Annotated in this window: 22 protein-coding genes; all 22 read left to right on the top strand. The window is 41.0% G+C overall.

The features are described from left to right. Positions 1-97: 97 nt before the first annotated feature. The 22 genes from fusA (at position 98) to rpmD (ending at position 12,591) form a co-directional block, all read left to right on the top strand. Positions 98-2,176, top strand: a complete 2,079-nt coding sequence (fusA, locus tag MHH45_RS15825) for an elongation factor G (RefSeq protein WP_016116950.1) — start codon at positions 98-100, stop codon at positions 2,174-2,176. Positions 2,177-2,293: 117 nt separating this feature from the next. Beyond that, a complete protein-coding gene (gene tuf / locus MHH45_RS15820) occupies positions 2,294-3,484 on the top strand; it encodes an elongation factor Tu (protein ID WP_003205504.1) in 1,191 nt (396 codons plus the stop codon). A gap of 400 nt (positions 3,485-3,884) precedes the next feature. Further along, a complete protein-coding gene (gene rpsJ, locus MHH45_RS15815; RefSeq protein WP_001040596.1) occupies positions 3,885-4,193 on the top strand; it encodes a 30S ribosomal protein S10 in 309 nt (102 codons plus the stop codon). Positions 4,194-4,227: 34 nt separating this feature from the next. Continuing rightward, on the top strand, positions 4,228-4,860 hold the full coding sequence (rplC, locus tag MHH45_RS15810; RefSeq protein WP_016116951.1) for a 50S ribosomal protein L3: 633 nt from the start codon (positions 4,228-4,230) through the stop codon (positions 4,858-4,860). Positions 4,861-4,885: 25 nt separating this feature from the next. After that, positions 4,886-5,509 (top strand): 50S ribosomal protein L4, encoded by a 624-nt coding sequence (gene rplD / locus MHH45_RS15805; protein WP_001127261.1) that lies wholly within the window; start codon positions 4,886-4,888, stop codon positions 5,507-5,509. Continuing rightward, positions 5,509-5,799, top strand: a complete 291-nt coding sequence (gene rplW / locus MHH45_RS15800; protein WP_016116952.1) for a 50S ribosomal protein L23 — start codon at positions 5,509-5,511, stop codon at positions 5,797-5,799. The genes rplD and rplW overlap by 1 nt, the downstream gene beginning before the upstream one ends. A 28-nt stretch (positions 5,800-5,827) precedes the next feature. Beyond that, positions 5,828-6,658, top strand: a complete 831-nt coding sequence (gene rplB, locus MHH45_RS15795) for a 50S ribosomal protein L2 (protein ID WP_003194355.1) — start codon at positions 5,828-5,830, stop codon at positions 6,656-6,658. A 60-nt stretch (positions 6,659-6,718) separates the two neighbouring features. Further along, the gene (rpsS, locus tag MHH45_RS15790; protein WP_000124454.1) at positions 6,719-6,997 is read left to right on the top strand and encodes a 30S ribosomal protein S19; all 279 of its coding nucleotides are present in this window, start codon (positions 6,719-6,721) and stop codon (positions 6,995-6,997) included. A gap of 17 nt (positions 6,998-7,014) precedes the next feature. Further along, positions 7,015-7,356, top strand: a complete 342-nt coding sequence (gene rplV, locus MHH45_RS15785) for a 50S ribosomal protein L22 (RefSeq protein ID WP_003194358.1) — start codon at positions 7,015-7,017, stop codon at positions 7,354-7,356. A 3-nt stretch (positions 7,357-7,359) separates the two neighbouring features. Next, a complete protein-coding gene (gene rpsC, locus MHH45_RS15780; protein WP_000529958.1) occupies positions 7,360-8,019 on the top strand; it encodes a 30S ribosomal protein S3 in 660 nt (219 codons plus the stop codon). A gap of 1 nt (position 8,020) precedes the next feature. Further along, entirely contained in the window at positions 8,021-8,455 is a 435-nt protein-coding gene (gene rplP / locus MHH45_RS15775; protein WP_016116953.1) for a 50S ribosomal protein L16, read from the top strand. Next, on the top strand, positions 8,445-8,645 hold the full coding sequence (gene rpmC / locus MHH45_RS15770; protein ID WP_000855718.1) for a 50S ribosomal protein L29: 201 nt from the start codon (positions 8,445-8,447) through the stop codon (positions 8,643-8,645). The genes rplP and rpmC overlap by 11 nt, the downstream gene beginning before the upstream one ends. Positions 8,646-8,665: 20 nt before the next feature. Then, positions 8,666-8,929 carry a 30S ribosomal protein S17 gene (gene rpsQ, locus MHH45_RS15765; protein WP_016116954.1) on the top strand — a complete coding sequence of 88 codons (264 nt, stop codon included), beginning with the start codon at positions 8,666-8,668 and terminating at the stop codon, positions 8,927-8,929. 43 nt (positions 8,930-8,972) lie between these two features. Next, positions 8,973-9,341: a 50S ribosomal protein L14 gene (rplN, locus tag MHH45_RS15760; RefSeq protein WP_000615914.1), complete on the top strand. Its 369-nt coding sequence runs from the start codon at positions 8,973-8,975 to the stop codon at positions 9,339-9,341. Between the two features lie 38 nt (positions 9,342-9,379). Then, positions 9,380-9,691 carry a 50S ribosomal protein L24 gene (rplX, locus tag MHH45_RS15755; RefSeq protein WP_000558201.1) on the top strand — a complete coding sequence of 104 codons (312 nt, stop codon included), beginning with the start codon at positions 9,380-9,382 and terminating at the stop codon, positions 9,689-9,691. Positions 9,692-9,717: 26 nt separating this feature from the next. Continuing rightward, positions 9,718-10,257, top strand: coding sequence for a 50S ribosomal protein L5 (gene rplE / locus MHH45_RS15750; RefSeq protein WP_016116955.1), 540 nt, complete (start codon positions 9,718-9,720; stop codon positions 10,255-10,257). 33 nt (positions 10,258-10,290) lie between these two features. After that, entirely contained in the window at positions 10,291-10,476 is a 186-nt protein-coding gene (rpsN, locus tag MHH45_RS15745; RefSeq protein ID WP_001085700.1) for a 30S ribosomal protein S14, read from the top strand. 29 nt (positions 10,477-10,505) lie between these two features. After that, entirely contained in the window at positions 10,506-10,904 is a 399-nt protein-coding gene (gene rpsH, locus MHH45_RS15740; protein WP_000245511.1) for a 30S ribosomal protein S8, read from the top strand. Positions 10,905-10,936: 32 nt separating this feature from the next. After that, positions 10,937-11,476, top strand: a complete 540-nt coding sequence (rplF, locus tag MHH45_RS15735) for a 50S ribosomal protein L6 (protein ID WP_003194369.1) — start codon at positions 10,937-10,939, stop codon at positions 11,474-11,476. Between the two features lie 31 nt (positions 11,477-11,507). Beyond that, a complete protein-coding gene (gene rplR / locus MHH45_RS15730) occupies positions 11,508-11,870 on the top strand; it encodes a 50S ribosomal protein L18 (protein ID WP_000628818.1) in 363 nt (120 codons plus the stop codon). A gap of 21 nt (positions 11,871-11,891) precedes the next feature. Further along, positions 11,892-12,392, top strand: a complete 501-nt coding sequence (gene rpsE, locus MHH45_RS15725; RefSeq protein ID WP_000554646.1) for a 30S ribosomal protein S5 — start codon at positions 11,892-11,894, stop codon at positions 12,390-12,392. A 16-nt stretch (positions 12,393-12,408) separates the two neighbouring features. Further along, positions 12,409-12,591 carry a 50S ribosomal protein L30 gene (rpmD, locus tag MHH45_RS15720; RefSeq protein ID WP_001085234.1) on the top strand — a complete coding sequence of 61 codons (183 nt, stop codon included), beginning with the start codon at positions 12,409-12,411 and terminating at the stop codon, positions 12,589-12,591. Positions 12,592-12,623 lie beyond the last annotated feature (32 nt).

Raw genomic sequence — 12,623 nt, 5'->3', positions numbered from 1 at the left:
GTACTGGACATACTGACATAAGTAACAAAATAAAGTGGCTTTTTTGCTACTTAAAATAAAATAATCCAATCCATATATGGAAGGAGCAAGACACCAAATGGGAAGAGAGTTCTCTTTAGAAAACACTCGTAATATTGGTATCATGGCTCACATCGATGCTGGTAAAACAACAGCAACTGAGCGTATCCTGTACTACACAGGACGTATTCATAAAATCGGTGAAACTCACGAAGGTGCATCTCAGATGGACTGGATGGAGCAAGAGCAAGAGCGTGGTATCACAATCACTTCTGCTGCAACTACAGCTCAATGGAAAGGTCATCGTGTAAACATCATTGACACTCCAGGACACGTAGACTTCACAGTAGAAGTAGAACGTTCTTTACGCGTACTTGATGGCGCAGTAGCAGTTCTTGATGCACAATCTGGTGTAGAACCACAAACAGAAACTGTTTGGCGTCAGGCTACTACTTATGGTGTACCTCGTATCGTATTCGTTAACAAAATGGATAAGATCGGTGCAGATTTCTTATACTCTGTAGGTACAATCCATGACCGTTTACAAGCAAACGCACATCCAATTCAGTTACCAATCGGTGCTGAAGACGAGTTCAATGGTATCATTGACCTTGTTGAAGAGTGTGCTTATATGTACGGTAACGATTTAGGAACAGATATTCAACGTATCGAAATTCCTGAAGAGCATAAAGAGCTAGCTGAAGAATACCGTGGAAAATTAATCGAAGCGGTAGCTGAGCTTGATGAAGAAATGATGATGAAGTACCTAGAAGGTGAAGAAATTACTGTAGAAGAGCTTAAAGCTGGTATCCGTAAGGCTACAATTTCTGTTGAATTCTTCCCAGTAATCTGTGGTTCTGCATTCAAAAACAAAGGTGTTCAAATTCTGTTAGACGCAGTTATTGACTACTTACCATCTCCACTAGATGTACCTGCTATTAAAGGTATTCTTCCGGATACAGATGAAGAAGTAGAACGTAAGTCTAGCGATGAAGAACCATTCGCAGCTCTAGCGTTCAAAATCATGACTGACCCTTATGTTGGTAAATTAACGTTCTTCCGTGTGTATTCTGGTGTGTTAAACTCTGGATCTTACGTGAAAAACTCAACTAAAGGTAAGCGTGAGCGTGTAGGACGTATCCTACAAATGCATGCTAACAGCCGTGAAGAGATTTCAACAGTTTATGCTGGTGATATCGCTGCTGCTGTCGGTTTAAAAGATACTACTACTGGTGATACTCTTTGTGAGGAGAAGAACCTTGTTATCCTTGAGTCTATGGAATTCCCAGAGCCAGTTATCTCTGTAGCTATCGAACCAAAATCTAAAGCTGACCAAGATAAAATGGGTACAGCATTATCTAAGCTTTCTGAAGAAGATCCAACATTCCGTGCTCACACTGACCAAGAAACTGGCCAAACAATCATCGCTGGTATGGGTGAACTTCACCTTGATATCATCGTTGACCGTATGCGCCGTGAATTCAAAGTGGAAGCAAACGTTGGTGCTCCTCAGGTAGCATACCGTGAGACTTTCCGCGCTGCTGCGAAAGTTGAAGGTAAGTTCGCTCGTCAGTCTGGTGGTCGTGGACAATTCGGTCACGTTTGGATTGAGTTTGAGCCTAATGAAGAAGGTAAAGGATTCGAATTCCAAAACAAGATCGTCGGTGGTGTAGTTCCACGTGAATACATCCCAGCTGTTGGAGCGGGTCTTGAAGATTCACTTAAAAATGGTGTACTAGCTGGATATCCACTAGTTGACATTAAAGCTGCATTAGTTGACGGATCTTACCATGATGTTGACTCCTCTGAGATGGCGTTCAAAATCGCTGCATCTATGGCGCTTAAAGCTGCGGTTTCTAAATGTAGCCCAGTAATTCTTGAGCCAATGATGAAAGTTGAAGTTGTAATTCCTGAAGAGTACATGGGTGACATTATGGGTGACGTAACATCTCGTCGTGGACGCGTAGAAGGTATGGAAGCTCGCGGTAACGCACAAGTTGTTCGTGCTATGGTTCCGCTTTCTGAAATGTTCGGTTATGCAACGGCATTACGTTCTAACACGCAAGGACGCGGAACATTCTCAATGACATTTGATCATTATGAAGAAGTACCAAAGTCTGTTTCAGAAGAAATTATCAAAAAAAATAAAGGTGAATAATTGATTTTTATCGATTGTTCAAGTATAACTACTTATGTAAGCTTAGAAAGTGAGGCTTATGTCGCGCTTTCTAGTCTAAATATAAAATAACCTATATAAACTAAGGAGGAATTTAGAATGGCTAAAGCTAAATTCGAACGTTCTAAACCCCATGTTAACATCGGTACAATCGGCCACGTTGACCATGGTAAAACTACATTAACTGCTGCGATCACTACAGTTCTTGCAAAAGCTGGTGGTGCTGAAGCACGCGGATACGATCAAATCGATGCTGCTCCAGAAGAAAGAGAGCGCGGTATCACAATCTCAACTGCACACGTTGAGTACGAAACTGAAACTCGTCACTATGCACACGTTGACTGCCCAGGACATGCTGACTATGTTAAAAACATGATCACTGGTGCTGCTCAAATGGACGGCGGTATCTTAGTAGTATCTGCTGCTGATGGCCCAATGCCTCAAACACGTGAGCACATCCTTCTTTCTCGTCAAGTAGGTGTTCCTTACATCGTTGTATTCTTAAACAAATGCGACATGGTAGACGACGAAGAATTATTAGAATTAGTAGAAATGGAAGTTCGCGACCTATTATCTGAATACGGATTCCCAGGCGACGATATTCCTGTAGTTAAAGGTTCTGCTCTTAAAGCTCTTCAAGGCGAAGCTGAGTGGGAAGAAAAAATCATTGAGTTAATGGCTGAAGTTGATGCTTACATCCCAACTCCAGAACGTGAAACTGACAAACCATTCTTAATGCCTATCGAGGATGTATTCTCTATCACAGGTCGTGGTACAGTTGCAACTGGTCGTGTAGAGCGCGGAGTAGTTAAAGTTGGTGACGTAGTAGAAATCATCGGTCTTGCTGAAGAGAACGCTTCTACAACTGTAACTGGTGTAGAAATGTTCCGTAAACTTCTTGACCAAGCTCAAGCTGGAGACAACATTGGTGCTCTACTTCGTGGGGTTGCTCGTGAAGACATCCAACGTGGACAAGTTCTTGCTAAAAGCGGTTCTGTAAAAGCTCACGCTAAATTCAAAGCTGAAGTTTTCGTATTATCTAAAGAAGAAGGTGGACGTCACACTCCATTCTTCGCTAACTACCGTCCGCAATTCTATTTCCGTACAACTGACGTAACTGGTATCATCCAATTACCAGAAGGTACTGAAATGGTAATGCCTGGTGACAACATCGAAATGACTATCGAACTTATCGCTCCAATCGCAATCGAAGAGGGAACTAAATTCTCTATTCGTGAAGGTGGACGTACAGTAGGTTACGGTGTAGTTGCTACAATCGTTGCTGAATAATCTTTAAATAGATTATTAAAAACTCAAGGGATTTTCCCTTGAGTTTTTTTATTGCTTATTTATATAGAAGAAAGAGGTGCGTTTTCTATTTTTGAATGAGTTTCTTCTACAGTATATAAAACGAAAACAACACCCAAAAACTGTAAGTTGAATAAGAGTAGATGAAAACTTGAAATTCTTTAAAGTGCCATGTATAATAGCAAAAGTAGAGAAAAGCAGATGCAAACAAAAAGATGCTTGCATCTAGACGAATAACATTGTATAATAGAAAATGTTGGTCTTTGACTGCGATGAAGTGGAAGGTTGCTGACACACCCGGCCGCTTTGCCATGGCATGGTGTGGGGAAATTTCCATGGAGAAGGTCTATTTTAGAAATAGGCGAACGAAGGAGGGAAAATAATGGCAAAAGAAAAAATTCGTATCCGTTTAAAAGCTTACGATCACCGTATTCTTGATCAGTCAGCTGAGAAAATTGTAGAAACAGCTAAGCGTTCTGGGGCAACAGTTTCTGGTCCGATCCCATTACCAACTGAAAAAACTGTTTACACAATTCTTCGTGCTGTCCATAAGTACAAAGATTCTCGTGAGCAATTCGAAATGCGCACGCACAAACGTCTAATCGACATCGTGAGTCCTACTCCTCAAACAGTAGATTCATTAATGCGTTTAGATTTACCATCTGGTGTAGATATCGAAATCAAACTATAATTCATATAACTTAAAAATGTAGGAGGTGTAACTCATGACCAAAGGAATCTTAGGAAGAAAGATCGGTATGACTCAAGTATTTGCTGAAAACGGTGAGTTAATCCCAGTAACAGTAATCGCTGCGAACCCAAACGTTGTTCTTCAAAAGAAAACAACAGAAACTGACGGCTATAATGCAATTCAGTTAGGATTCGAAGATAAACGTGAAAAGTTAACTAACAAACCTGAACAAGGCCACACTGCTAAAGCATCTACTACTCCTAAGCGCTTCATTCGCGAAATCCGCGATGCAGACGTGGACGGATTAGAGGTTGGTCAAGAGGTAAAAGTTGAAGTTTTCACTGCAGGTGAAATCGTTGACGTAACAGGAATTTCTAAAGGTAAAGGTTTCCAAGGTGTTATTAAACGCCACGGACAATCTCGCGGACCTATGTCTCATGGTTCTCGCTATCACCGTCGTCCTGGTTCAATGGGCCCAGTTGCTCCGAACCGTGTATTCAAAGGCAAAAAACTTGCTGGACGTATGGGTGGAGACCAAGTTACAATCCAAAACTTAGAAATCGTTCAAGTTGACGCTGAGCGCAACTTATTATTAGTAAAAGGTAACGTTCCAGGTGCTAAGAAATCTCTTGTAGTTGTTCAAGGCGCTGTGAAGGTTAGTAAATAATTCACAATAGGAAGGAGGAATTCCAATGCCAAAAGTTACTGTATATAACCAAACTGGTTCACAGGTTGGTGAAATCGAATTAGCTGAAGCTATTTTCGGTATCGAACCAAATGAAGCTGTACTTTTCGAAGCTGTAATGATGCAACGTGCGTCTTTACGTCAAGGTACACACAAAGTAAAAACTCGCTCTGAAGTGCGCGGTGGTGGTCGTAAACCATGGCGTCAAAAAGGAACTGGACGTGCTCGTCAAGGTTCTATCCGCTCTCCTCAATGGCGTGGTGGTGGTACGGTATTCGGACCTACACCAAGAAGCTATGCGTACAAACTTCCTAAGAAAGTTCGTCGTTTAGCGATCAAATCTGCATTAGCTACTAAAGTAGTTGAGAACAACATTGTAGTTCTTGAAGACCTAGTGTTAAATGCACCAAAAACAAAAGACATGGTAGCAGTACTTAAAGGATTAACTGTTGAAAAGAAAGCTCTTATCGTAACTGCTGATGCAAACGAATCTGTAGAGTTATCTGCTCGCAATATCCCTGGAGTAACAGTAATCACTGCTGATGGCGTAAACGTTTTAGACGTGCTTCATCATGATAAGCTAATCATGACAAAAGCGGCAGTGGAAAAAGTAGAGGAGGTGCTTGCATAATGAGAGATCCTCGTGATATCATTAAGCGCCCAGTTATCACTGAACGTTCTATGGAAATGATGGCTGAAAAAAAATACACGTTCGACGTGGACGTTAAATCTAATAAAACAGAAGTTAAAGACGCTATAGAAGCGATCTTTGGTGTTAATGTAGACAAAGTAAATATCATGAACTACAAGCCGAAAGCAAAACGCGTTGGTCGTCACGCTGGTTTTACTAACCGTCGTCGTAAAGCAATCGTTAAGCTAACTGCTGACAGCAAAGAAATCGAAATCTTCCAAGGTGTTTAATTCTTACTAAAGAAGGAGGGAAATTGAGATGGCAATTAAGAAGTATAAACCAACTACTAACGGTCGTCGTAATATGACAACGAATGATTTCGCTGAAATTACTACTGACAGACCTGAAAAATCTTTACTTGCGCCTTTAAGCAAAAAGGCTGGTCGTAATAACCAAGGTAAAATTACTGTACGTCACCAAGGTGGCGGACATAAGCGTCAATACCGTATCATCGACTTCAAACGTAATAAAGATGGAATTCCAGGACGCGTTGCTACGATCGAATACGATCCAAACCGCTCTGCGAATATCGCATTAATTAACTACGTTGACGGTGAAAAACGTTACATCCTTGCTCCTAAAAACTTAGAAGTAGGTATGGAAGTTATGTCTGGCGCTGAAGCTGACATTAAAATCGGTAACGCATTACCATTAATCAACATTCCAGTAGGTACTGTTGTTCATAACATCGAGCTTAAGCCTGGTCGTGGCGGACAATTAGTTCGTTCTGCTGGTACATCTGCTCAAGTACTTGGTAAAGAAGGAAAATACGTACTTGTACGTTTAACTTCTGGTGAAGTGCGTTTAGTATTATCTGCTTGTCGCGCTACAGTTGGTCAAGTAGGTAACGAACAACATGAACTTATCAAAATCGGTAAAGCAGGTCGCTCTCGCTGGTTAGGTAAGCGCCCAACAGTTCGTGGTTCTGTAATGAACCCAGTTGATCACCCACACGGTGGTGGTGAAGGACGCTCTCCAATCGGACGTAAGTCTCCAATGTCTCCATGGGGTAAACCAACTCTTGGATTCAAGACTCGTAAGAAAAATAAAGCGTCTGATAAATTTATCGTTCGTCGTCGTAAAAAATAATGGGATTGTAGTACGGTTCATTTCTAGAACCGTACGCCAATCACGAAGGGAGGCACCACAATGGCTCGTAGCTTAAAAAAAGGACCATTTGTCGATGATCACTTAATGAGCAAAATGGAAAAATTAGTTGCATCTGAGCAAAAACAAGTTGTTAAAACTTGGTCTCGCCGTTCAACAATCTTCCCTCAGTTCATCGGTCATACAATTGCTGTATATGATGGTCGTAAACACGTACCTGTGTACATCACTGAGGATATGGTTGGCCATAAGTTAGGTGAATTCGCACCAACTCGTACGTACAAAGGTCACCTTGCTGACGATAAGAAAACTAGAAGATAATGAGAGGAGGCACTTCAATGCAAGCTAAAGCAGTAGCGAGAACAGTTCGTATTGCTCCTCGTAAAGTTCGTTTAGTTGTAGACTTAATCCGAGGTAAGCAAGTGGGTGAAGCGATTGCTATCCTTAACCACACACCAAAAACTGCTTCTCCAGTTGTAGAGAAAGTTTTAAAATCTGCAATCGCAAATGCAGAGCACAATTACGAAATGGACATTAACAACCTAGTTGTTGAAACAGTTTTCGTTGACGAAGGTCCAACGTTGAAACGTTTCCGTCCACGTGCAATGGGTCGTGCAAGCCAAATTAACAAACGCACAAGCCACATCACAGTTGTGGTATCAGAAAAAAAGGAGGGATAATCGATGGGTCAGAAGGTTAATCCAATTGGTCTTCGTGTCGGTGTTATCCGTGACTGGGAATCTCGTTGGTTCGCTGAAAAAGATTACGCTACATTATTACATGAAGACATCAAAATCCGTGAGTACATTACTGTACGCTTAAAAGATTCTGCTGTTGCTAAAGTAGAAATCGAACGTGCAGCAAATCGTGTAAATGTTACAATTCACACTGCAAAACCTGGTATGGTAATTGGTAAAGGTGGTACAGAAGTTGAAGCACTTCGTAAAGCTCTTAACCAATTAACAGGCAAGCGTGTACACATCAACATCTTAGAAGTTAAGAGAGCTGATCTTAACGCTAAATTAGTAGGCGAAAACATCGCTCGTCAATTAGAAAACCGTGTATCTTTCCGTCGTGCACAGAAGCAAGTAATTCAACGTGCTATGCGTGCAGGAGCTAAAGGTATTAAAACACAGGTTTCTGGTCGTCTTGGCGGAGCTGATATCGCTCGTGCAGAATCTTACAGTGAAGGAACTGTTCCACTTCATACACTTCGCGCTGATATTGACTATGCAGCAGTTGAAGCTGATACAACATACGGTAAATTAGGCGTAAAAGTATGGATCTACCGTGGAGAAGTCCTTCCTACAAAAAAGAAAGCTTCTGAGGAAGGAGGAAAATAATATGTTAATGCCTAAACGCGTAAAATATCGTAGAGAGCATCGTGGTAAAATGCGTGGTCGTGCAAAAGGTGGAGCTGAAATTGCTTTCGGTGAATTCGGTTTACAAGCACAAGCCGCTTCATGGATTACAAACCGTCAAATCGAAGCTGCTCGTCGTGCAATGACTCGTTACATGAAACGTGGCGGTAAAGTATGGATTAAAATTTTCCCTTCTAAGCCTTACACTGCAAAACCTCTAGAAGTACGTATGGGTTCCGGTAAAGGGGCACCAGAAGGCTGGGTAGCAGTAGTAAAACCTGGGAAAATTATGTTCGAAATCGCGGGTGTATCTGAAGAGGTAGCACGCGAAGCCTTACGTCTTGCAGCTCACAAATTACCAGTGAAATGTAAATTCGTAAAACGTGAAGAAAATGGTGGTGAATCTAATGAAAACTAATGATATTCGTGAATTAACCACTGCCGAAATCGAAACAAAAGTTAAAGCTTTAAAGGAAGAGTTGTTTAATCTTCGCTTCCAACTTGCTACAGGACAATTAGAGAATCCAACTCGCATCCGTGAAGTGCGTAAAGCGATTGCTCGTATGAAAACTGTAGTTCGTGAAAGAGAGATCGGAATTAATCGATAAATTGAGGGGAGGTTTGCATAGTGAGCGAACGTAACCAACGCAAAGTTTATACTGGTCGTGTAGTGTCTGACAAAATGGACAAAACGATTACAGTTTTAGTTGAAACTTACAAAACTCATTCCTTGTACGGAAAACGTGTTAAGTATTCTAAAAAGTACAAAGCCCATGATGAGCAAAACCAAGCAAAAATTGGCGATATCGTAAAAATCATGGAAACTCGCCCGCTTTCTGCTACTAAGCGTTTCCGTTTAGTTGAAATCGTTGAAGAAGCGGTTATTATCTAAATAGACGAATCGGAATTTTTAGTCCGAAGGGAGGTTTCATAACATGATCCAACAAGAATCTCGTTTGAAAGTTGCTGACAATTCTGGTGCACGTGAACTTTTAACAATTAAAGTATTAGGCGGCTCTGGTCGTAAATATGCTAACATTGGTGATATTATCGTTGCTACGGTAAAACAAGCAACACCAGGTGGCGTTGTTAAAAAAGGTGACGTTGTTAAAGCAGTAGTGGTACGTACGAAGAGCGGAGCTCGTCGTCCGGACGGTTCTTACATTAGCTTTGATGAAAACGCAGCGGTTATCATTAAAGACGATAAGAGCCCACGTGGTACTCGTATCTTTGGACCAGTAGCTCGTGAATTACGTGATAGCAACTTCATGAAGATCGTTTCTTTAGCTCCAGAAGTTCTATAATTTAAGGTATTGCCTTGCTAAGGAGGTGCAGAATTAAGATGCATGTAAAAAAAGGTGATAAAGTACAGGTAATCACTGGTAAAGACAAAGGAAAACAAGGTGTTATCCTTGTGGCTTTCCCAAAGCAAAACCGTGTTATCGTTGAGGGTGTTAACATCGTTAAGAAACACTCTAAGCCATCTCAATTAAATCCACAAGGTGGAATTATTACGAAAGAAGCACCTATTCACGTTTCTAATGTTATGGTATTAGATCCGAAAACAGGCGAACCTACTCGTGTAGGCTTCAAAGTAGAAGATGGTAAAAAAGTTCGTATTGCAAAAAAATCTGGTGAATTATTAGATAAATAATTTTCTTAAGAAAGGAGGTCACTTCATTGAATCGCCTTAAAGAGAAGTTCCAAAAGGAAATTACTCCTGCTCTAGTGAGCAAGTTTAACTATAAATCTGTGATGGAAGTACCGAAAATCGAAAAGATCGTAATCAACACTGGTGTTGGTGACGCGGTATCTAACTCAAAAGCTTTAGACAATGCAGTAGAAGAATTAACGCAAATCGCAGGTCAAAAACCTGTTGTAACTCGCGCTAAAAAATCAATCGCTGGTTTCCGTCTTCGTGAAGGTATGCCAATCGGTGCAAAAGTAACTTTACGCGGCGAGCAAATGTATGAGTTCTTCGACAAATTAGTATCAGTTTCTTTACCACGTGTACGTGATTTCCGTGGTGTTTCTAAGAAATCATTCGACGGTCGTGGTAACTACACATTAGGTGTTAAAGAGCAACTAATTTTCCCTGAGATTGATTATGATAAAGTAAACAAAGTCCGCGGTATGGACATCGTAATCGTTACTACAGCGAAAACTGATGAAGAAGCTCGTGAACTTTTAACACAATTCGGTATGCCATTCCAAAAATAATGGAAGCCAACGCTAAGTAGAGGAGGCGAAAACGTGGCTAAAAAATCTATGATCGCGAAACAAAAGCGTACTCCTAAGTTTAAAGTACAAGAGTATACACGTTGCGAACGCTGCGGTCGTCCGCATTCTGTATACCGCAAATTTAAACTTTGCCGTATTTGTTTCCGTGAACTTGCATATAAAGGTCAAATTCCTGGTGTTAAAAAAGCTAGTTGGTAAAACCCACAAATGGGAAGGAGGTAAAACACATGGTGATGACAGATCCAATTGCAGACATGCTTACTCGCATCCGTAATGCGAACATGGTACGTCATGAGAAATTAGAGGTTCCTGCTTCTAAAATCAAAAAAGAGATCGCTGAACTTTTAAAACGTGAAGGTTTCATTCGTGATGTAGAATACATCGAGGATAACAAACAAGGTATCCTTCGTATTTTCCTGAAATATGGTGCAAACAATGAACGTGTAATCACTGGATTAAAACGTATCAGTAAACCTGGCTTACGCGTTTACGCTAAAGCTGACGAAGTACCACGTGTACTTAACGGATTAGGTATCGCTCTTGTTTCTACATCTAAGGGAGTAATGACAGACAAAGATGCTCGTCAATTACAAACTGGTGGAGAAGTAGTAGCATACGTTTGGTAATATATATTTAAAACGAACGGAGGTGTGACCACATGTCTCGTATTGGTAAAAAGATTCTTGAAATCCCTGCAGGTGTTACTATCACAGTTGCAGAAGACAATACTGTAACAGTAAAAGGCCCTAAAGGTGAATTAACTCGTACTTTCAATGCTGATATGTCTATCAAAATTGAAGAAAATACACTAACAGTTGAGCGTCCATCTGAACAGAAGGAACACCGTGCATTACACGGTACAACTCGTGCTTTAATCGGAAACATGGTTGAAGGTGTAACTACAGGTTTCGCACGCGGACTTGAATTAGTCGGTGTTGGTTACCGTGCTCAAAAACAAGGTGATAAACTTGTATTAAGCGTAGGTTATTCTCATCCAGTAGAAATGACTCCGGAAGCAGGACTTGAAGTTGAAGTACCTGCACCAACTAAAATCGTAATTAAAGGTATCGACAAGCAACGTGTTGGCGAATTTGCTGCTAACATCCGTGCTGTACGTGCTCCAGAGCCATATAAAGGCAAAGGTATTCGTTACGAAGGCGAAGTTGTTCGTCGTAAAGAAGGTAAAACTGCTAAGTAAACCCGTTAGGTGAGAGAAAGGAGTGACAAGAATGATCACTAAAGCTGATAAAAATGCGACTCGTAAGAAAAGACATGCACGTGTACGTGCAAAACTTACTGGTACTGCAGAACGTCCACGTTTAAATGTGTTCCGTTCTAACCAACATATTTACGCTCAAGTTATTGATGATGTAAATGGTGTAACATTAGTAAGTGCATCTACTCTTGATAAAGACCTTGCTCTTAACGGTACTAGCAATACTGAAGCTGCTACGAAAGTTGGAGAATCAGTTGCTAAGCGTGCTGTAGAGAAAGGCGTTAAAGAAGTAGTATTTGATCGCGGTGGTTACTTATACCATGGCCGTGTTAAAGCTCTAGCTGAAGCTGCTCGTGAGGCTGGATTACAATTTTAATGGTCAAAGGAGGGAAAATTGATGCATCGCATTGACCCAAGTAAATTAGAACTTGAAGAACGTGTAGTTACGATAAATCGTGTCGCGAAAGTTGTTAAGGGTGGTCGTCGTTTCCGCTTTGCTGCACTAGTTGTAGTTGGCGATAAAAACGGTCATGTTGGATTCGGTACCGGTAAAGCACAAGAGGTACCAGATGCAATTCGCAAAGCTATCGAAGACGCTAAGAAAAACTTAATCGCAGTACCATTAGTTGGTACAACAATTCCACACACAATCAACGGTCATTTTGGAGCTGGTGAAGTATTCTTAAAACCTGCTGCTGAGGGTACTGGAGTTATTGCTGGTGGACCAGTTCGTGCGGTACTTGAATTAGCTGGTGTACAAGATATTCTTTCGAAATCTCTTGGTTCTAACACACCAATTAACATGATTCGCGCTACTGTGAACGGATTAAGCGAGCTTAAGCGCGCTGAAGATGTTGCAAAATTACGCGGTAAATCTGTAGAAGAGCTACTAGGTTAAGAAGGAGGGAAAACAAATGGCGAAAAAGTTAGAAATTACCCTCACTCGTAGTGTAATTGGTCGTCCACAAGATCAACGTGCGACGGTAGAAGCTTTAGGTCTTAAAAAGTTGAATTCAACTGTAGTTAAGGAAGAAACTCCTGCTATTCTTGGTATGATCAACAAAGTTTCTCACCTTGTAACTGTAAAAGAAGCTTAAGGATAACTCATTAATATAAGGAGGTGCCTGGG

It is taken from the genome of Bacillus sp. FSL K6-0042, assembly GCF_038006685.1.
GTDB lineage: Bacteria > Bacillota > Bacilli > Bacillales > Bacillaceae_G > Bacillus_A > Bacillus_A pseudomycoides.
Note: the sequence above shows the minus strand (reverse complement) of the source record. Positions and strands in the feature narration are given on the sequence as shown.